The 18,624-nt window shown below is 71.3% G+C and carries 17 protein-coding genes and 2 pseudogenes; 5 read left to right on the top strand and 14 right to left on the bottom strand.

The features are described from left to right. Window positions 1-404: 404 nt before the first annotated feature. The 5 genes from clpX to ON36_RS06570 all read right to left on the bottom strand — a co-directional run bounded on the left by clpX (window position 405) and on the right by ON36_RS06570 (window position 5,473). Complete coding sequence (gene clpX, locus ON36_RS06590; protein ID WP_043648973.1) at window positions 405-1,685, bottom strand: ATP-dependent Clp protease ATP-binding subunit ClpX; 1,281 nt, start codon at window positions 1,683-1,685, stop codon at window positions 405-407. A 193-nt stretch (window positions 1,686-1,878) separates the two neighbouring features. Further along, window positions 1,879-2,532: an ATP-dependent Clp protease proteolytic subunit gene (locus tag ON36_RS06585; protein ID WP_043648971.1), complete on the bottom strand. Its 654-nt coding sequence runs from the start codon at window positions 2,530-2,532 to the stop codon at window positions 1,879-1,881. A 76-nt stretch (window positions 2,533-2,608) separates the two neighbouring features. After that, the gene (locus ON36_RS06580; RefSeq protein ID WP_052313707.1) at window positions 2,609-3,190 is read right to left on the bottom strand and encodes an ATP-dependent Clp protease proteolytic subunit; all 582 of its coding nucleotides are present in this window, start codon (window positions 3,188-3,190) and stop codon (window positions 2,609-2,611) included. Between the two features lie 182 nt (window positions 3,191-3,372). Next, window positions 3,373-4,734, bottom strand: a complete 1,362-nt coding sequence (tig, locus tag ON36_RS06575) for a trigger factor (RefSeq protein WP_043649032.1) — start codon at window positions 4,732-4,734, stop codon at window positions 3,373-3,375. A gap of 178 nt (window positions 4,735-4,912) precedes the next feature. After that, complete coding sequence (locus tag ON36_RS06570; protein WP_043648965.1) at window positions 4,913-5,473, bottom strand: FKBP-type peptidyl-prolyl cis-trans isomerase; 561 nt, start codon at window positions 5,471-5,473, stop codon at window positions 4,913-4,915. Window positions 5,474-5,637: 164 nt separating this feature from the next. On the opposite strand from ON36_RS06570, the gene ON36_RS06565 reads away from it, so the two are divergent. Further along, window positions 5,638-8,133, top strand: coding sequence for a phosphoketolase family protein (locus tag ON36_RS06565; RefSeq protein ID WP_083884951.1), 2,496 nt, complete (start codon window positions 5,638-5,640; stop codon window positions 8,131-8,133). Window positions 8,134-8,140: 7 nt separating this feature from the next. Here the strand turns inward: ON36_RS06565 and ON36_RS34580 are convergent, their stop codons facing one another. Then, on the bottom strand, window positions 8,141-8,329 hold the full coding sequence (locus tag ON36_RS34580; RefSeq protein WP_157224802.1) for a hypothetical protein: 189 nt from the start codon (window positions 8,327-8,329) through the stop codon (window positions 8,141-8,143). Window positions 8,330-8,523: 194 nt separating this feature from the next. Between ON36_RS34580 and ON36_RS06560 the strand changes: the two are divergent. After that, window positions 8,524-9,249: pseudogene (locus ON36_RS06560) on the top strand (metallophosphoesterase); the annotation flags it as partial. 17 nt (window positions 9,250-9,266) lie between these two features. Here the strand turns inward: ON36_RS06560 and ON36_RS06555 are convergent. From ON36_RS06555 to ON36_RS06525, 7 genes are all read right to left on the bottom strand, one after another. Continuing rightward, on the bottom strand, window positions 9,267-9,671 hold the full coding sequence (locus tag ON36_RS06555; protein ID WP_043648962.1) for a DUF1801 domain-containing protein: 405 nt from the start codon (window positions 9,669-9,671) through the stop codon (window positions 9,267-9,269). A 113-nt stretch (window positions 9,672-9,784) separates the two neighbouring features. After that, a complete protein-coding gene (locus ON36_RS06550; protein WP_052313705.1) occupies window positions 9,785-10,531 on the bottom strand; it encodes a DUF8020 domain-containing protein in 747 nt (248 codons plus the stop codon). A 62-nt stretch (window positions 10,532-10,593) separates the two neighbouring features. Then, window positions 10,594-11,841, bottom strand: coding sequence for an ABC transporter substrate-binding protein (locus ON36_RS06545; protein ID WP_043648958.1), 1,248 nt, complete (start codon window positions 11,839-11,841; stop codon window positions 10,594-10,596). Continuing rightward, window positions 11,838-12,824: a branched-chain amino acid ABC transporter permease gene (locus ON36_RS06540; protein WP_083884950.1), complete on the bottom strand. Its 987-nt coding sequence runs from the start codon at window positions 12,822-12,824 to the stop codon at window positions 11,838-11,840. Before ON36_RS06540 ends, ON36_RS06545 begins: the two co-directional genes overlap by 4 nt. Further along, window positions 12,821-13,702, bottom strand: coding sequence for a branched-chain amino acid ABC transporter permease (locus ON36_RS06535; RefSeq protein ID WP_043648955.1), 882 nt, complete (start codon window positions 13,700-13,702; stop codon window positions 12,821-12,823). The genes ON36_RS06540 and ON36_RS06535 overlap by 4 nt, the downstream gene beginning before the upstream one ends. Window position 13,703: 1 nt before the next feature. After that, a complete protein-coding gene (locus ON36_RS06530; protein ID WP_043648952.1) occupies window positions 13,704-14,423 on the bottom strand; it encodes an ABC transporter ATP-binding protein in 720 nt (239 codons plus the stop codon). Continuing rightward, window positions 14,420-15,178: an ABC transporter ATP-binding protein gene (locus tag ON36_RS06525; protein WP_043648949.1), complete on the bottom strand. Its 759-nt coding sequence runs from the start codon at window positions 15,176-15,178 to the stop codon at window positions 14,420-14,422. The genes ON36_RS06530 and ON36_RS06525 overlap by 4 nt, the downstream gene beginning before the upstream one ends. 178 nt (window positions 15,179-15,356) lie before the next feature. On the opposite strand from ON36_RS06525, the pseudogene ON36_RS37100 reads away from it, so the two are divergent. The 3 genes and pseudogenes from ON36_RS37100 to ON36_RS06505 form a co-directional block, all read left to right on the top strand. Beyond that, window positions 15,357-15,809: pseudogene (locus ON36_RS37100) on the top strand (RsbRD N-terminal domain-containing protein); the annotation flags it as partial. 412 nt (window positions 15,810-16,221) lie between these two features. Beyond that, on the top strand, window positions 16,222-16,638 hold the full coding sequence (locus ON36_RS06510; protein ID WP_043648940.1) for a PucR family transcriptional regulator: 417 nt from the start codon (window positions 16,222-16,224) through the stop codon (window positions 16,636-16,638). Window positions 16,639-16,727: 89 nt separating this feature from the next. Further along, window positions 16,728-17,312 carry a DUF4352 domain-containing protein gene (locus tag ON36_RS06505; protein WP_245557945.1) on the top strand — a complete coding sequence of 195 codons (585 nt, stop codon included), beginning with the start codon at window positions 16,728-16,730 and terminating at the stop codon, window positions 17,310-17,312. A gap of 47 nt (window positions 17,313-17,359) precedes the next feature. On the opposite strand, the gene ON36_RS06500 is transcribed toward ON36_RS06505, so the two are convergent. Further along, window positions 17,360-18,547 (bottom strand): M48 family metallopeptidase, encoded by a 1,188-nt coding sequence (locus ON36_RS06500; RefSeq protein ID WP_373281776.1) that lies wholly within the window; start codon window positions 18,545-18,547, stop codon window positions 17,360-17,362. Between the last annotated feature and the right edge of the window lie 77 nt (window positions 18,548-18,624).

Here is an 18,624-nt window from a genome sequence, read left to right as displayed (position 1 = left end):
CACTCCGCTCACCCAGGAGAGCGTTTCACCGGCACCGCCCCACGACATCGGGGAGACCCCGCTCCTCGGAGGGTCGGTGCCCGCCCCCGCGTCCGCGGCCGCGACGAGGCGACATCGCCCTCTCGCGACCCGCACGCGGCACCGACCCGTGACGTGACCCCGCACGCGACGCTGTCCCCGTGACGTGCCCTGACGGCACCGACCCCTTGGCATCCCCGCGCACACGCACACCCCCCCGACGCAATACGAACGGGCCGACCCCGAGGAGGCCCCGCCGCGCAGCGGCGGTCGCGGCCGCCCCGACGGAAAGAGACCCGAGACAATGCGCCGAAGGCGCGAGTATCGGGTCTCTTTTCGTCGGGGCCCGAAGGGCCGCGACTCGAGCGCGCCAGCGCTCCAACAACTCAGGCGGACTTGTCGCGGCGCTCCGGACGCTGGGCCTTGCGCGGCACGATGGTCGGCAGGACGTTGTCGTTCACCGTGTCGGCGTCGACGACGACCTTGGCCACGTCATCCCGGCTGGGGATGTCGTACATGACCGGCAGCAGGACCTCTTCCATGATGGCCCGCAGTCCGCGCGCGCCGGTGCCGCGCAGGATCGCCTGATCCGCGACGGCCTCGAGGGCGTCCTGGGTGAACTCGAGGTCGACCCCGTCCATCTCGAACAGCCGGACGTACTGCTTGACCAGCGCGTTCTTCGGCTCGGACAGGATCTTGACCAGCGATTCCTTGTCCAGGTTGGTCACCGAGGCGACGACCGGAAGGCGGCCGATGAACTCGGGGATCAGGCCGAACTTGATCAGGTCCTCGGGCATGACCTCGGCGAAGTGGTCGTCGGTGTCGACCTCGGCCTTGGACCGGACCTCGGCGCCGAAGCCGATGCCGCGGTGGCCGGTGCGGTCGGAGATGATCTTCTCCAGGCCGGCGAACGCACCCGCGACGATGAACAGCACGTTGGTGGTGTCGATCTGGATGAATTCCTGGTGCGGGTGCTTGCGACCGCCCTGCGGCGGCACGCTGGCCTGGGTGCCCTCCAGGATCTTCAGCAGCGCCTGCTGCACGCCCTCGCCGGAGACGTCGCGGGTGATCGACGGGTTCTCGCTCTTGCGGGCGATCTTGTCGACCTCGTCGATGTAGATGATGCCGGTCTCGGCGCGCTTGACGTCGTAGTCGGCGGCCTGGATGAGCTTGAGGAGGATGTTCTCGACGTCCTCACCCACGTAGCCGGCCTCGGTGAGCGCGGTGGCGTCGGCGATGGCGAACGGCACGTTCAGCATCTTGGCCAGGGTCTGGGCGAGGTAGGTCTTGCCGCAGCCGGTCGGGCCGAGCATCAGGATGTTGGACTTGGCCAGCTCGACGGTCTCCCCGCGGCTGTCGCGGCCCTTGTCACCGGCCTGGATGCGCTTGTAGTGGTTGTAGACCGCCACCGCCAGCGTGCGCTTGGCCGTGTCCTGGCCGATGACGTAATTCTCCAGGAAGTCGCGGATCTCGGCGGGCTTGGGCAGCTCGTCGAGCTTGACCTCGCTGGACTCGGCGAGCTCTTCCTCGATGATCTCGTTGCACAGGTCGATGCACTCGTCACAGATGTACACCCCAGGCCCGGCAATCAGCTTCTTGACCTGCTTCTGGCTCTTACCGCAGAACGAGCACTTGAGCAGATCGCCACCGTCTCCGATGCGTGCCATCTCGTGGGTCCCTACTTTCTGAGTCCGGGTGCGACCGTCGTAATCCGATCACCGGTGGGTGCTTTCGGTGCCGTCGATCGTCTCACGATGGTCCCTGTGTCGACCGTACCCGTTCCACCGGAAACGGGTCGACATTGTGGGGAAAGTGGCGCGGAGAGTGTCGATCGTCCCGCGCCACTTTCCTGCCCGCGGCCTAGGTGCGGGCGTTGAGCTTGCGGTAGTCGAACACCGTGTCGACGATGCCGTATTCCTTGGCCTCGTCGGCGGTGAGGATCTTGTCGCGGTCGGTGTCCTTGCGGATGGTGGCCGCGTCCTTGCCGGTGTGCTGCGCCAGGGTGGTCTCCATCAGCTTGCGCATCCGCTCGATCTCGGCGGCGGCGATCTCGAGGTCGGAGACCTGGCCCTGCACGCCGCCCGAGGACGGCTGGTGGATCAGCACGCGGGCGTTGGGCAGGCAGGCGCGCTTGCCGGGGGCGCCCGCGGCGAGCAGGACGGCGGCCGCGGAGGCGGCCTGGCCGAGGCAGACGGTCGCGACGTCGGCACGCACGTACTGCATGGTGTCGTAGATGGCCATCAGCGCGGTGAACGAGCCGCCGGGCGAGTTGATGTACATGGTGATGTCACGGTCGGGATCCTGCGACTCGAGCACCAGCAGCTGCGCCATGATGTCGTTGGCGGAGATGTCGTCGACCTGGTTGCCGAGGAAGATGATGCGCTCCTCGAACAGCTTGTTGTACGGGTCGGACACCTTGTTGCCGAAGCTGGACTGCTCGACGAACTGCGGCAGGATGTAGCGCGCGACCGGACCCGGGGCCGCGATGCCGGTGGGCTCGAAACGGTTGACCATTCTGTCTCCAAAGTCTGTGCGGCGCGGGCGGGCGGGCCCGGGCGCCACGGGGTGGGTGAGCGGCTCGAGGCGGCGACTAGCTGGTCTTGGCCTGGTTCGCGTGGCTGATCACGCGGTCGATGAAGCCGTACTCGAGGGCTTCCTTCGCGGTGAACCAGCGGTCGCGGTCGGCGTCCTCGGTGACCTGCTCCACCGACTTGCCGGTGTGCAGCGCCTGGAGTTCGTTCAGCTCACGCTTGGTGTGGGCGAACTGCTCGGCCATGATCGCGATGTCGGCGGCCGAACCACCGATGCCCGCCGAGGGCTGGTGCATCATGATGCGCGCGTGCGGCAGCGCGTACCGCTTGCCCTTGGTGCCTGCGGTGAGCAGGAACTGGCCCATCGAGGCGGCCAGGCCCATGCCGTAGGTCGCGATGTCGCACTCGGAGAGCTGCATGGTGTCGTAGATCGCCATGCCCGCGGTCACCGAGCCACCGGGCGAGTTGATGTAGAGGGAGATGTCGCGGGTCGGGTCCTCGGCCGAGAGCAGCAGGATCTGCGCGCACAGCTTGTTCGCGATGTCGTCGTCGACCTGGGTGCCGAGGAAGATGATGCGCTCGCGCAGCAGGCGCTCGAACACCGAATCACTGAGGTTGAGTCCAGCAGTCGCGGCTGTCATGACCCCTGCCTGGTTGTTTGTCACGGATACCTGCCTTCTCTCTCACCGGCTGGCGATTGCTACACAGCCATCACTGGATCGTCGTCGTTCACATTAACGAAGCAGGGCGGCACCGAACTCCCGGTACCGCCCTGACTTCGCTCACAGCGCAATCTCGCTGCTACTTCGTACTTACCGCTCGCCTACTCGGCCGCGGCCTCGGACTCCGCCTCGGCGGATTCCTCGGGGGCACCGAACATCTCGGCGGTGTCGACGGCGTTACCCGCGGTGTCGACGACCTTGACCTGGTTGACCACACCGGCCAGCGCCTTGCCGCGGCGCACGTCGGCGAAGACCGCGCCCAGCTGGCCCGCCTGCTGGACCTGCTGGATGAACTGGTCGGGCGACATGCCGTAGCGCTGAGCCTGGAACAGGATGCGCTCGGTCAGCTCCTGCTGGCCGACCTGGGTGTTCTCGGCCTCGGCGACCGCGTCGAGCAGCAGCTGGGTCTTGACCGACTTCTCGGCGGCCTCCTTGGTGTCCTTGTCGAACTCCTCGCGGGAGGAGCCCTGCGCCTCGAGGGCCTCGGCCAGCTTGGCCTCGTCGTGGTCGAAGCCGTGCACGGCGTCGTGCAGCACGGCGTCGATCTCGGCCTGGACGACCTTCTCCGGCAGCGGGATCTCGACGGTCTCGAGCAGGGCGTCGAGGACCTTGTCGCGGATCTGGCCCGCCTGCTCGACCTTCTTGACGCGCTCGGCGCGGCCCTTCAGGTCTTCCTTGAGCTCGTCGATGGTGTCGAATTCGCTGGCCAGCTGGGCGAAGTCGTCGTCGGCCTCGGGCAGCTCGCGCTCCTTGACCGACTGCACGGTCACGGTGATGACGGCTTCCTTGCCCGCGTGCTCACCGGCGACGAGGGTGGAGGTGAACTCCTTGGACTCGCCCGCGGTGGCGCCGATGATGGCCTCGTCCAGGCCCTCGATCAGCTGGCCCGAACCGACCTCGTGCGACAGGCCGGTGGTGGAGGCCTCGGTGACCTCTTCGCCGTCGACGGTGGCCGAGAGGTCGATGGAGACGAAGTCGCCCTCGGCGACCGGGCGCTCCACACCGGTGAGGGTGCCGAAGCGCTGGCGCAGCGAGGTCAGCTGGGTCTCGATGTCCTCGTCGCCGATCTCGATCGGGTCGACGGTCACCTCGATGGCCGAGTAGTCCGGCAGGGCGATCTCGGGGCGGACGTCGACCTCGGCGGAGAAGGCGAGCTCCTGGCCGTCCTCGATCTTGGTGATCTCGATCTCCGGCTGGCCGATGACCTTGACCTCGGCGGTCTGCACGGCCTCGGCGTAGCGGCCGGGCAGCGCGTCGTTGACGACCTGCTCGAGCACGGCGCCGCGGCCGACGCGGGTCTCGATCAGGCGGGCCGGGGCCTTGCCGGGACGGAAGCCGGGGATGCGGACCTGCTGGGCCAGCGCCTTGTAGGCACGGTCGAAGTCGGGCTTCAGCTCCTCGAAGGGCACCTCGACATTGATCCGGACCCGGGTCGGGCTCAGCTGCTCGACGGTGCTCTTCACGGACATGCTCCTTGGTTCGTAGTTCGTGTCGTCTTCACGTACGTGCCGCCGGCGGTGCCGCCCCACGCAGGGGCGCCGTGCCGTTCGAGGCACGGCGCGCGCATCCGGCCAGCGTAGTCGAACGCCCCGGAGGCGCTGCATCCGGCGGCGGGTTACCCGGTCGTATCGGGGACGGGACTCAGCCGACCTTGACCGCGTCGGTCACGAAGACCAACGTCTCGTTCGGCGCGACGCCCTGCTGTCCACGCGCGCCGTAGCCGAGGTCGGGCGGCACGATCAGCAGCCGGCGCGCGCCCTGCTGGACGCCGAGCAGGCCCTGGTCCCAGCCCTGGATGACCTGTCCGGTGCCGAGGGTGAGCCCGAACGGCTTGCCGCGCCGGAACGAGCTGTCGAGCACCTGCTTGTCCGACCAGGTGGTCAGCTCGTAGTTCATGCTCAGCGGCTGGCCCGCGGCCGCGCCGGGGCCGGACCCGGGCAGCAGGTCCTTGACCAGCAGGGTAGTCGGCGGGTCGCAGTTGTCGGGGAGGGTGACCTCCGGGTCGGCGCCGAAGGCGCCCTCGACCTTGATGTCCTCGGTCGTGCACGCCCGGCCCTTGCTCGCGGTCGGCGCGGCCGCGACGGTGCTGCGCGCGGTCGTCGACGTGGCGGCGGTGCTGCCGGAGTCCGAGCCGCAGGCGGCGGCGGTGAGCGCGGCGGCCGCGACGAGGCCGGTCCCGATGATCCTGCCGAGAATCTGCATGGCCGCACAGTAATTGACCGGTTCGCGCGGCCCTCGACCGGCTCGGCCCGCGTAGGCTGGGCGGTGCTGTTCCCTCGGCCGGAGGACCTCGCGCCCGCCGGTCGCGCAAGTAGCCCGGGCGCCGCGGCGCCGCGCCGGTCCACGAGCACGAGGAGATCTCTCCGATGCCCGACAGCACCACCGATACCGCGCAGGACACCCCCGACACCGCCCCCGATTTCGCCGGTTCCGGCGGCGGCGAGACCATCGCCCCGCGCCCGTACATCCTCGGCGACGCCCCCGGCCCCCTGTCCCGCGACGAACTCGTCGCCCTGGACGCCTGGTGGCGCGCGGCCAACTATCTCTCGGTCGGCCAGATCTATCTGATGGCCAACCCGCTGCTCGGTGAACCGCTGCTGCCCGAGCACATCAAACCGCGCCTGCTCGGCCATTTCGGCACCGTGCCCGGCCTCAACCTGGTGTGGACCCATGCCAACCGGGCGATCCGGGCCCGCGACCTGAACGCGGTGTACGTGGCGGGCCCGGGGCACGGCGGGCCGGGGCCGAACGCGTGCGCGTGGCTGGAGGGCACGTATTCCGAGCTCTACAGCCACATTCCGCGCGACGCCGAGGGCATGCGCACCCTGTTCCATCAGTTCTCCTTCCCCGGCGGCGTGCCGAGCCACTGCGCGCCGGAGACGCCGGGCAGCTTCCACGAGGGCGGCGAGCTGGGCTATTCGCTGCTGCACGCGTTCGGCGCGGCGCTGGACCACCCGGATCTGACGGTGTTCTGCGTGGTGGGCGACGGCGAGGCGGAGACCGGGCCGCTGGCGGGCAGCTGGCACGCGGCCAAGTTCCTCGAACCGGCGCGCGACGGCGCGGTGCTGCCGGTGCTCGCCCTCAACCAGTACAAGATCGCCAACCCGACGCTGTTCGCCCGGATACCGGACGAGGAACTGCTGACCCTGTTGCGCGGCTACGGCTACGAACCGTTCCTGGTCGCCGGGGACGACCCCGCGACGGTGCACCAGGAGATGGCGGCCACCCTCGACACGTGCCTCGACCGGATCGCCGCGATCCAGCGCGCGGCGCGCGCCGAGCACCGCGCCGAACGGCCGGTGTGGCCGATGATCGTGCTGCGCACGCCGAAGGGCTGGACCTGCCCGCCGGTGGTCGACGGCGAACCCGTCGAGGGCACCTTCCGCGCCCACCAGGTGCCGCTGCCCGCGGCCCGCACCGATCCCGCGCACCTGGCCACCCTCGAGGCGTGGCTGAAGTCCTACCAGCCCGGCGAGCTGTTCACCGACGACGGCGCGCCCGCGCCGGAACTGCTGGAACTGGTCCCGGCGGGCGACCGCCGGATGAGCGCGAACCCGATCGCCAACGGCGGCCTGCTCGTGCGCGAGCTGCGGCTGCCGGAATGGCAGAACTACGGCGTGCCGGTCACCGCGCACGGCGCGACCCGGCACGAGGCAACCCGGGTGCTCGGCGCCTGGCTGCGCGATGTCACCGCCGCCAACCCCGACGACTTCCTCGTGCTCGCCCCCGACGAGCTGGTCTCCAACCGGCTCCAGGACGTGCTGGAGGTGACCGGACGCAACTGGCAGCTCGAGATCGGCCCCTTCGACGTGGACCTGGACCGCTCCGGCCGGGTCATCGAGGTGCTGTCCGAGCACATGTGCCAGGGCCTGCTCGAGGGCTATCTGCTGACGGGCAGGCACGGCGTGTTCACCTGCTACGAGGCGTTCATCCACATCGTCGACGCGATGTTCAACCAGCACGCCAAATGGCTCGACGCGGCCTCGGCCGTCCCGTGGCGGCGGCCCATCGCCAGCCTGAACTACCTGCTGTCCTCGCACGTCTGGCGCCAGGACCACAACGGGTTCACCCACCAGGACCCCGGCTTCCTCGACGTGGTGCTCAACAAGAGCCCCGAGATCGTGCGGGTCTACCTGCCGCCGGACGCCAACACGCTGCTCTCGGTCTACGACCACTGCCTGCGCTCGCGCCATTACGCGAACGTGGTGGTGGCGGGCAAGCAGCCCGGCGCCGACTGGCTCCCGATTCCGGAGGCGGCGGCGCACTGCGCGCGCGGGCTCGGCATCTGGGAGTGGGCGGGCAACAACGACGACCCGTCGACCACGCCGGACGTGGTGCTGGCCTGCGCGGGCGACGTGCCGACCCTCGAGACCCTGGCCGCCGCGGCCATCCTGCGGGATCGGCTGCCCGCCTTGCGGATCCGCGTGGTCAACGTGGTCGACCTGATGCGGCTGCTGCCCGACAGCGAGCATCCGCACGGCCTGCCCGACCCCGACTTCGACACCCTGTTCACCCGCGACCGCCCGGTGGTGTTCGCCTTCCACGGCTACCCGTGGCTGGTCCACCGCCTGACCTACCGCCGCACCAATCACGCGGGCCTGCACGTGCGCGGGTACAAGGAGAAGGGCACGACCACGACGCCGTTCGACATGGTGATGCTCAACGACCTCGACCGCTATCACCTGGTCATCGACGTGATCGACCGCGTCCCCGGCCTGCGCGAGCAGGCCGCGGGGCTGCGACAGGAGATGCAGGACGCCCGCTGGACGGCGCGCCGCTACACCCGCGAACACGGCGAGGACATCCCCGAGGTCGCGAACTGGGTGTGGCCCGAGGCGGCGATCCCCCGCCCGGGCCGGTGAGCCCGGCTCAGTCCGCGCTGCTCGACGCCAGCCCGAACCCGAAGAGGGCCACGATCACCCCCAGCCCGCCCAGCGCGCCACCGAACAGCGGCTGGTAGTCGTCGGCCCAGGCCAGCAGGACGAAATGCATGTCCATCGCCTGCAGCAGGATCGACCCGAACCCGAACACCATCATCCATACGCCGAAACGCACCACAGCGGATCTCCCCCGGAGACTCGTGGACCCGCGCCTCCCGCGCGGACCCGAACCGAGTCACCTTAGTGGCAACCGCCACAGGACGCCACCCGGATCTCGGTTGCGTTCGCGTGATCGGGTGGCCGACGATGGTGGCGATGACCCGTACCGAGCAGTCCCCGCACCGCCCGACGAACACCCCGCGCGTCCGTCCCGACCTGCGCGGGCCCTTCGACGTGATCGGTGACGTGCACGGCTGCCGCGCGGAACTCGAGACCCTGCTCGGCGAACTCGGGTACCGGATCGAGCGCGACGACCGGGGGCGGGCGCGCGGGGCGGCGCATCCGGAGGATCACACCGCGGTGTTCGTCGGCGACCTGGTCGACCGCGGCCCCGACACCCCGGGCGTGCTCCGCCTGGTCATGGGGATGGCCGCGGCGGGGAACGCGCTGTGCGTCACCGGCAATCACGAGCACAAGCTGGTGCGCGCGCTCGACGGCCGCAACGTCCGCGTCGCCCACGGTCTGGGCGAGTCGCTGGACCAGCTGGCGGGCGAGGATCCCGGTTTCCGTTCCGCCGCCCGCGAATTCTGCCGGAACCTGCCCAGCCATTACGTCCTCGACGGCGGCGCGCTCGTCGTCGCGCACGCGGGCCTGCCCGAGTCGCTGCACGCCTCGCCGTCGGGCCGGGCGTTGTCGTTCGCGCTCTACGGGGCGCCGACCGGTCGCTACGACGAACACGGACTGCCCATCCGCGCCGACTGGGCCGCCGGCTATCACGGCGCGGCGACCGTGGTGTACGGGCACACGCCCGTCACCGAGCTGACCTGGGTGAACAACACCCTGTGCCTGGACACCGGCGTCGTCTTCGGCGGCGCGCTGTCGGCCCTGCGCTACCCGGAGCGGACCACGGTGTCGGTGCGGGCCGAGCGGACCTGGTACGCGCGGCCCGGTATCGGCTAGGTCGTCCCGCGCTCCCGCTCGAGCCGGCGCCAGCCGCCCGCCCGGTTGTCGGCGACGATCCGGCGGAGCATGGTGGTCAGCGCCCGCGCGTTGATCTCCTGGCCCTCGTAGACCGCGATGGTGCGCCCGGTCTTGTTGTCGTGCCCGCCGGTGACGATGTGGTCCGGGTCGGGGACGATGCTGCCGCCGTAGAGGAAGATGTTGACGTGCGTCTTGGCCGCGAGCAGCGCGCAGACGTTGCCGTCGAGCACGAAATACGGCTGCACCCGCCGCTTCACGGTCTCGGTCATCTCCGGGTCGGCCGCGTGCGCGAGCTCGCGCACCTGACGGCAGATCGCCTGCTGCCAGACGGGCAGCGCGTCGATGTAGGCGTCGACCCGCGGGTCGGCCACGTAGGTCATGGGCCGATCCTGACATGCCCGCGCCGAACCGCGCCCGGACACGCCGGAGGCCGGCCCGCCCGTGAGGTGGTCGGGCGGACCGGCGGAGGTCGGCGGGAGCCCGCCGGCCCCGGCTACTTGGCGGGCGTCGGCACCGCCGGGTCCTTGCAGTACGCGCCCAGTTCGGCCGGGCAGGGCGCGAGGATGGTCGAGAAGTACTGGAAGGCCGAGAACAGCGCGATCGGGCCGCCGACCGCGATGAGCCCGACCATCGAGCCGACCGCGCCCAGCGTGGCCGCGCCGAGCACACACCCGGCCACGGTCGCGCCGACCCACGGCGCGAGCAGCACGATGACCGGGCTCGCGATGACCGCGCCCGCGGCCGCCCCGGCCAGGCAGCCGACCCCGCCGCCGAGGATGGCGCCGACGATCGCGCTCACCGCGCCGCCCGCGGTCAGCCGCTGGGTGAACGCGCCCAGCGCGGACTGGTCGCGGGGCGTGAAGGATTCGGCGACCTGGCGGACCGCCCGGTCGGGCCCGATGAGGTCGGTGGCGGCCGCCACCGGTGTCCCGCCGGTCCGCTGCGGGGTGAGCACGGCCTTCCCGCCGTCGATGTCGAGGGTGATCGGGTAGGCGGTGCCGTCGACACGGTAGGTCAGCGGGACGGCGGCGACGGGGGTGCCGTCGGTGGTGGTGAGCACCAGCTGGTCCTCGACCCGCCGCAGGCCGCCGTCGGTGGTGAGCACGGCCGTGTCGCCCTGCCTGCTCACCTCGTAGGACACCTCGGTCTGCGCCGGTGCCTCGGCGTGCGCCAGGCCGGCGCCCGCGGTCGCGGTGGCGGCGGCGAGGGCCGCGGCCAGCAGGGAGTGTCGCAACGTCATTGTCGGATTCCTCATCTCTCTTCGTCTCCCGCCGCGAGGGGCACGGCGGGAAGTGGTGCGGCTCAGCGGCCTTCGATCACGTCGCCGGTGAGCACCCAGTGGTCGCCCTCGAAGCGCTGGATGCGCACGGCTTCCATCGGGTAGTTGTCGCCCGCGCCGGTGCGCAGCCGGATGCCGGGCAGCAGCAGGTCGATGTCCACGTCGTTCAGGGCGTGCATCGCGTCGCGGAGGCCCTCGCGGGTGGGGCATTTCGCGGCCGCCATGGTCTTGGCGAAGCTGTCCGCGGCGGCCCAGCCGACCAGGGCGTACTGGTTGGTCGGGTCCGTGCCGGGCGCGTACTTCGCCAGCCGGTCCTTGTAGAACCGCATGGGCGCGTCGTCCCGCCACTGCGGGTCGGCCGGATCCTTGGTGAAGGCCACCGAGACCACGCCCTGCACCCGGTCGAGGCCGACCGGTTTCAGGGTGGTCAGCGTGTTGGACACGCTCGCCAGCACGTGCACGGGGTTCCAGCCGGTGTCGCGGACGTCGCCCGCCAGCGCCTGGGCCGCGAACTTCGGGGTGGAGAAGTTCAGCAGCACATCGGCGTCGGAGGCGGCCAGGGTGCGCACCTGCGCGTCGACGGTGGGGTCGGTCGCCTCGTAGCTCTGCTCGGCGACCACCCGGACGCCGCTGCCGCGCACGGCCTCGGTGAACCCGTCGAGCAGGTCCTTGCCGAAGTCGTCGTTCTGGTAGAGCACCGCGACGGTCGCGTCGGGTTTCGTCCGCTGGACGTACTTCGCGAACGCGATGGCCTCGGTGCGGTAGCTGGGCTGCCACCCGATGGTCCACGGATGGCCGTCGCCCGCGCCCCATTTGGTCGCTCCGCCCGCGACGAACGCCTGGGGCACCTTGCGCTGGTTCAGGTAGTCCCACACGGCCGAGGAGGTCGCGGTCCCCAGTGTCTGGAAGACCGCGAAGACCTGATCCTGTTCGACGAGCCTGCGGGTCTCCTCGACGGTCTTGGGCGGCTGGTAGGCGTCGTCGCGGACCAGGTACTCGACCTTGCGCCCGCCGATCCCGCCCTGTTCGGCGTTGAGGTAGTCGAAATACGCCCTGGCGCCCTTGGGCAGGTCGCTGTAGGCGGAGGCGGGGCCGGACAGCGGGTAGACGCCACCGAGTCTGATACTCGTGTCGGTGATCCCGGTGGTCTGCTGGCCCCGGCAGTCGCCCTGCCCGACGGTGCCGCCCTCCTCGCCGCGTCCGCCGCAGGCGGTGAGCGAGACGAGCAGCGCCGCGGCGGCGCAGGTCAACCGGATCGGCGTGGTCTTCATGAGGTCTTCTTTCGGAGCAGGGGCAGAACTCGGGTGCCCAGACCGGCGAGGCCGGTCGGCGCGAGGAACATGACGGCGATGATCAGCAGGCCGAAGACCACGCCGGGGGCGGCCTGGTTGACGTCCTGGGCGAGGCCGGGCACGAACATGACGAACAGTCCGCCCAGCAGCGGTCCCCAGCCGGACCCGAGGCCGCCGACGACCAACCCGGCCAGCAGGGTGATGGAGAGGGAGACGGCGAAGGAGTCCGGGGAGACGAACCCGATCACCCAGGTGTAGACGCACCCGGCCGCGCCGGCGAGCATCGCGCCCCAGGCGAACGCGAGGGTCTTGTAGTAGGCGGGCCGCACGCCGAGGACCTCGGCCGCGGTCTCGTTGTCGCGCACCGCGTGCAGGGCCCGGCCGACCCGGGAGCGGACGAGGCCGGCGACCAGGGCCGCGCTGCCCACCGTGACCGCCAGGGCCAGGTAGTACAGCCACTGGTCCTCGGCGAGACCGGTCCAGGCGGGCGCGGCCGGCTTGGTCAGGGTCAGGCCCATCGACCCGCCGGTCAGCGAGTCGAAGCGCTTGAGCAGGGGGACGAAGAAGATCGCGATCGCCAGGGTGACCAGGGCCAGGTACAGCCCGCGCAATCGCAGCGCCGGGACGCCGAGGCCGAACCCGAGCAGGAAGGCGATCGCGGCCGCGATCGGCAGGGTCAGCGGGTAGGCCAGGCCCTGGTCGAGCAGGATCGCGGTGGCGTAGGCACCCGCGCCGAAGAAGGCGCCGTGGCCGAGCGAGATCTGGCCGGTGTGCCCGACCAGCAGGTTCAGGCCGAGCAGCGCGACGGCGTAGACCATGGCCATGCTGAGCTGGAAATTGTGGAACGGCACCAGATACAGCGGGGCCAGGCAGGCGGCGAGCAGCAGCGGGCCGACCAGCGCGGGGGTGCGGTAGCGCCGCAGGAGGTCGCGCGGCGAGTTCGGGGCGTGATCACGGTTCATACCCGTTCCACCGCCGCCCGGCCGAAGAGACCCTGCGGGCGCACCAGCAGCACGCCGAGGATGATCACCAGGGGCACACCGATCTTCAGCTCGGTGCCGACGAGGCCGACGTAGGCGCCGGTCAGCGTCTCGGCCACGCCGACGATCAGCCCGCCCGCCACCGCGCCGCCGGGTGAGTCGAACCCGCCCAGTGTCGCCGCGGCGAAGGCGTAGATCAGGACGCCGCCCATCATGTTGGGTTCGAGGAACAGCAGCGGCGCCGAGAGCACCCCGGAGACCGCGCCGACCAGCGCGGCCAGTCCCCAGCCCAGCGCCAGCACCGCGCCGACGCGGATGCCGACGAGCCGGGCCGAGGGCTTGTTGCACGCCACGGCCCGCATGGCCAGCCCGATCGTGGTGAACCGGAACAGCAGATACAGCGCGGCCATGACCGCCGCGACCACCGCGAGCACCCCGACGCTGTAGTAGCTCACCGGCACCGACCCGAGCCGGAAACCGCCCTCCGGGAACGGATTCGGCGCCGCCTTGACCTGATACGACCACAGCCAGCCCGCGACCGCGTTGATCACGAAATACAGCCCGACGGTGACGATGACCAGCGTGAGCTCCGGCGCGCCCTCGACCGGGCGGATGACGAACCGCTCGATGACCGCGCCGACGGCGAACGAGATCGCCAGTGTCGCGGGCAACGCCGCCCAGAACGGCAGCCCGGTCTGCATCAGCTGCCAGGCCAGGAAGGCCGAGAACATGGCCAGTTCCCCTTGCGCGAAGTTGACGATGCCGGTGAACCGGTAGATGAGGACCAGCGCCAGCGCCAGGCCCGCGTAGAGGGCGCCCGCGGTCAGCCCCGCGAGCAGATGTTCGGACAGGGTCGTCATCTCACACCTCGTATCCGAGGTAGGAGCGGGCGACCGCGTCGTCGGCCCGGATCCGGTCCGCGGTGCCCGACAACACGATCCGGCCCGCCTCGAGGACATGGGCGTGCTGGGCGATCGCGAGGGCGAGTTCGGCGTTCTGTTCCACGACGATCACCGTGGTTCGTTCCTCCTGATTGATCCGGGCCACGATGCGGAACAGCTCCTGGGTGACCACCGGGGCGAGCCCGAGCGAGGGTTCGTCGAGCAGGAGCAGCCGCGGCCGCGAGAGCAGCGCGCGGGCGATGGCGAGCATCTGCTGCTGGCCGCCGGACAGCCCGCCCGCCGGCTCGCGCAACCGTTCGCGCAGGACCGGGAAGTAGTCGAGCATCCGGGCGGTGTCGCGGGCGCGCGCGCCGTCACGCCTGCGGAAATGCCCGAGGCGCAGGTTCTCCCCGACGGTCAGCGGTGCGAACGTGCCGCGACCCTCCGGGACGTGCGCGACGCCGAGGCGGGCCAGCGCCTCGGGGGCCCGCCCGGCGACGTCGGTGCCGTCGAGCCGCACGGCCCCGCGGACCCGCACCATCCCCGACAGCGCGCGCAGCAGCGTCGTCTTGCCCGCGCCGTTGGGTCCGAGGATCGCGCAGACCTCGCCCGCGGCGACCTCGAACCCGATGTCCTGCAACACCGTTCCCTGCCCGTACCCGGCGTGCAGGCCCGCCACCGCCAGCGCCGCGCCGGTCACGCGGCGGTCCCGAGGTAGGCGCGCACCACCGCGGGATTCCCGCGGACCTCGTCGGGGGTGCCCGCGGCGATGACCCGGCCGAACTCCAGGCAGACCACCCGGTCACAGGTGTTCATGACGAACCCCATGTGGTGCTCGACCACGATCATGGTGAGCGCGAATTCGGCACGCAGTTCCCGCAGCAGCGCGGCGAACTCGCCGACCTCGCCGTGGCTGAGCCCGTTGACCGGTTCGTCGAGCAGCAGCAGCCGGGGCCGCACGGCCAGCGCCCGCGCCAGCTCGACCCGCTTGAGCGTGCCGAAGGGCAGCCCGGCGGCGGGCCGGTCGGCCACCCCGGTCAGGCCGAGCCGGTCGAGCAGGGCGTCGGCGCGCTCGCCGGCCGCGCGTTCCTCGCGGCGCACCGCGGGCAGGCGCAGGCTCGCGGAGACGAATCCGGCGCGACCGCCGTGGTGGGTGCCGACGAGCACGTTGTCCCGGACCGACATGCGGGCGAACAGGCCGAGGTTCTGGAAGGTACGGGCGATGCCGAGCCGCGCGGGCACGTACGGCGCGACGGCGCCCAGGTCGGTGCCCTCGAAGCGCATGCTGCCCGCGTCGGGCCGGTAGCGCCGGCTCACGCAGTTGAACAGGGTGGTCTTGCCCGCCCCGTTGGGTCCGATGAGGCCGACCACGGTCCCCGCGTCGACGTGGAGTGCCACGTCCTGCAGGGCGGTGATGCCGCCGAATCGGATCGTCAGATCCTGGATGTCGAGCATGCTTCCTCCGGCAGGCGTCCGGACCGGCCGGACGGAGTGATTCAGTTCACACAGGCTAAAAGTCCAGGTCAGGGCGCACATCGGACGCGGCGACCGAACATGACGTGCCCGTTTTGTCCTCTGCGGACAGGAAGCGACCGGTTGACAGAGCGGCGCCGGCACTGGAGCATCGCGGGCTATGTCAGCTGGATCACACTCGCCGGGCGCGCTGGATACGGCGACGTTGCAGTCCGAGCGGACCAGGATCGTCGCCGAGCTCTACGACCGCAGCGAGGACATGGCCGACGCCGGGGTCTCGGCGATCCTCGCCCAGATCCCCGCCTACGCCGCCCGCGGCGACCGGTTCCGCGCCGACGTGCACGACCAGGTGACCCAGCTGACCCGGCTCGGGCTCGGCGCGCTGCTCGAGGACCGGCGGGTCACCCCCGCCGACGTCGGCGCCACCCGCGTCGCGGCGACCCGCCGGGCGCAGTCCGGGGTGACGCTGGTCGAGTACCTCAAGGCCTTCCGGCTCAGTCAGCAGGCCCTGTGGAAGGCGCTGATCCGCCACGCGGGCGATTCGGAGGTCGGCCGCGAGGCGGCGCTGTCGATGGTCACGCCGCTCTCGCGCTTCTGCGACCTGATCAGCACCCAGGCGGCGAACGCCTTCCTCGAGCACCAGCAGTACCTGGCCACCGAGAACCGCCGCGAGACCATCGAGGTGATCGACGGCCTGCTCGACGGCGTGCTGCCCGGCGGCGGGCCCGCGCTGTCGCTGGCGCATGCGCACGGCATCGGCCTGTCCCCCGGCGCGCCGATGGTGGTGGTGACGGCGGTGCTGCTCGGGGGCGGCGACCGGCCCGAGGCGGCGGCCGAGGCCCGGCGCCGGGTGTGCGCGGCGCTGGCGCGGACCGGGGTCACCGGCACCCGCACCCTGGCCGGGGTCCGGGGCGGCGAGGTGGTCGCGATCGTCGTGCTCGGCCGCGACGGCAGCACCGTCGATCTCGTCGGCAGGCTGCGGGCCGTGACCGATCACCTACGGGGCCGAGGGGCTCTCGGTGGCGATGGCGGTCAGCACCGTGGCGACCTCGGTCGCGCGCCTGCCGCACGCGCACCAGCGGGCGGTGGCGGCGCTGGACCTGCTCCCCGATTCCGGCGGCGTGCTCGCCCTGCCCGCACTGAGCCCGTTCCGCTACCTGCTGCTGCGCGCCGACGACACCGCCCGCCACCTCGTCGATCACCGCATCCGCGACCTGCTCGCCGACGACCGCGCCCGCGGCGGCACCCTCGCCGACACCATCCGCGCCTTCGCCGCCGCCGACATGAACCTCCGCGAAGCCGCCGTCGCCCTGCGCGTTCACCTCAACACCGCCAAGTACCGCCTCGGCCGCATCCAGGACCTCACCGGCCGCAACCTCCGCCGCGTCGACGACCTCATAGAACTCCTGGTGGCCATAGACCTCCAGGACCCCCACAGCTGATCCGCAGTATCCGCAACAGCCTTATCCCCCACGGCCTTACGGCCCGGGTGGCTTTCCGCCCCGGCCGCCGAAGAAGAACAACACCACCCGTGATCGTTCTGTCGGTGCTCGCCGGTGTCTTCGTGCTGTGCGGATTCGGCGGTTGCGTGGCGGCATTGGGTTCCGGCACGGACAAGGGCAGCAAAGCCGCCCCCACCTTCACCCAGCCCGCGGGTGCGCCGGCCGCGGCGGGCGGCGCCGGCGCGCCCTCGGCGGCACCACCCGGCAGGTCCGATGTCGCGGCGGCCGGGGCGACGGTGCGCGACGGCAAGTTCGAGTTCACCGTGACCGCCATCGACCCGCCGGTGAAGACCGTGGGGTCGAATCCGTACCTGCAGAAGACCGCTCAGGGCGAGTACCTGCTGGTCTACGTCCGGGTGACCAATATCGGCAACAAGGCGCAGACCTACTGGTCCGGCAACCAGAAGCTCATCGACGACCGGGGCCGCGAGTTCGAGAACGACACCATGGCCGGGATCAACGTCAACGAGGGCACGGCGATGAGTTCGGAGATCAACCCGGGCAACTCGGTGGACGTCGTCGTCGTGTTCGACATTCCCGCGGGCACCACACCCGCGGCGCTGGAGTTGCACGACTCGGCGTTCTCCGGCGGGGCCAAGGTGGCCCTGCGCTGACCGACCCGCGGTCGGCCCCGCCACGCGGCGAGGCCGATCGTCGCGGATCAGACGGGTTTCGGTGGGGTGGCCGGGGGGACGGTGATCGGGGGGTAGCCGGTGGTGGGTGGGATCTGGTGGCGGGCGGAGGGGCGCCAGAAGAGGGGGCCGTGTCTGCTGCGGTCGCGCAGGGCCCACATGCGCCAGGTGAGGACGGGGTGGCTGGACAGGGCGTTCACGAGCCAGACGAAGCCGCCCTTCTCGCGGGCGGCGCGGTCGGCCATCTCGTCGAAACCGACCTGGCTGTTGAGGTATTTGCCCGCGGCGAGGGTCGCCATGGCGCCGGGGGCACCGCCGGGGCGGTTGCAGAAGCCGTGGTTGTCGGCAGTGTACTCCTGGGAGCGGATGAGCGAGGAGCCGAGGATGGGCAGCGACGGCGCGGCGAACATGCCGAGCTGGCGCCAGTAGGAGGTGTGCCCGGCGGCGATGTGGCCCACCTCGTGGCCGATGATGAAGGCCAGGGCGTCGGGATCGCGCGCCGCGCCGCCGATCTCGAACAGGTCGCTGTAGACGACCACGAACCGGCGGAATCCGTGCCCGGAGGCGAAGGCGTTGATCTGGCCGTTGCCGAGGACCACGTAGGCGTCGGGCACGGTCGCCATCCCGAAGCGGGCCGCGGCCTCCTGCACCAGGCGGTAGCCCTCGGGGAACTGGGTCGGCGACATCTTCACGCCGTTGATCCGCTGGGTGGCGTAGTTCAGTCCTCGGCCGAGCCACACCACCACCGGCGCGAACACCAGCAGCAGCACGTACGGGCTGACGATCAGCCCCTCCTCGCTGAAGGCCGAGCCGACCAGGATGAGCACCGCGAGCAGGTAGGCGATGGCGGTGCATCCGATGACGATCACCAGCAGCGGGATCTCCCACACGTGCCGCGCGGGTCGCCCGTACGGCGACAGCCCGCGCGGCTGCCCCTGCGGCGGTACCGGCGGCCCGCCGGGCGGGTACCACCCGGCCTGCGGGACGGGCGCCGCGCCGTAGGGCACCGGGAGCCCGCCCTGCGGATGTCCGCCGCCGGTCTCGGGCACCGGGCCCGTCGGCCCCCAGACCGGCGCCCCCGACGGCACCGGACCGGTCGCCGACGACGGCGGGACGGGCGCCCACGGCGAGGCGGGAACGGGCGCGGCGGGGACGCCGGCCCCGGAATCGCCCGGGGCACCAGGCGAATCCCGGGTGTGCGGTTCGTGCGGTCGCATACTTCGCACCTTAGGCCCATCGCGGCCACCTCCGCCGTCTCCGCCGCCCGCGCGACCCGCGGACCCCCGGTGTTCAC

Origin of the sequence: Nocardia thailandica NBRC 100428, assembly GCF_000308795.1 — a bacterium.
GTDB classification, from domain to species: Bacteria; Actinomycetota; Actinomycetes; order Mycobacteriales; family Mycobacteriaceae; genus Nocardia; species Nocardia thailandica.
Note: the sequence above shows the minus strand (reverse complement) of the source record. Positions and strands in the feature narration are given on the sequence as shown.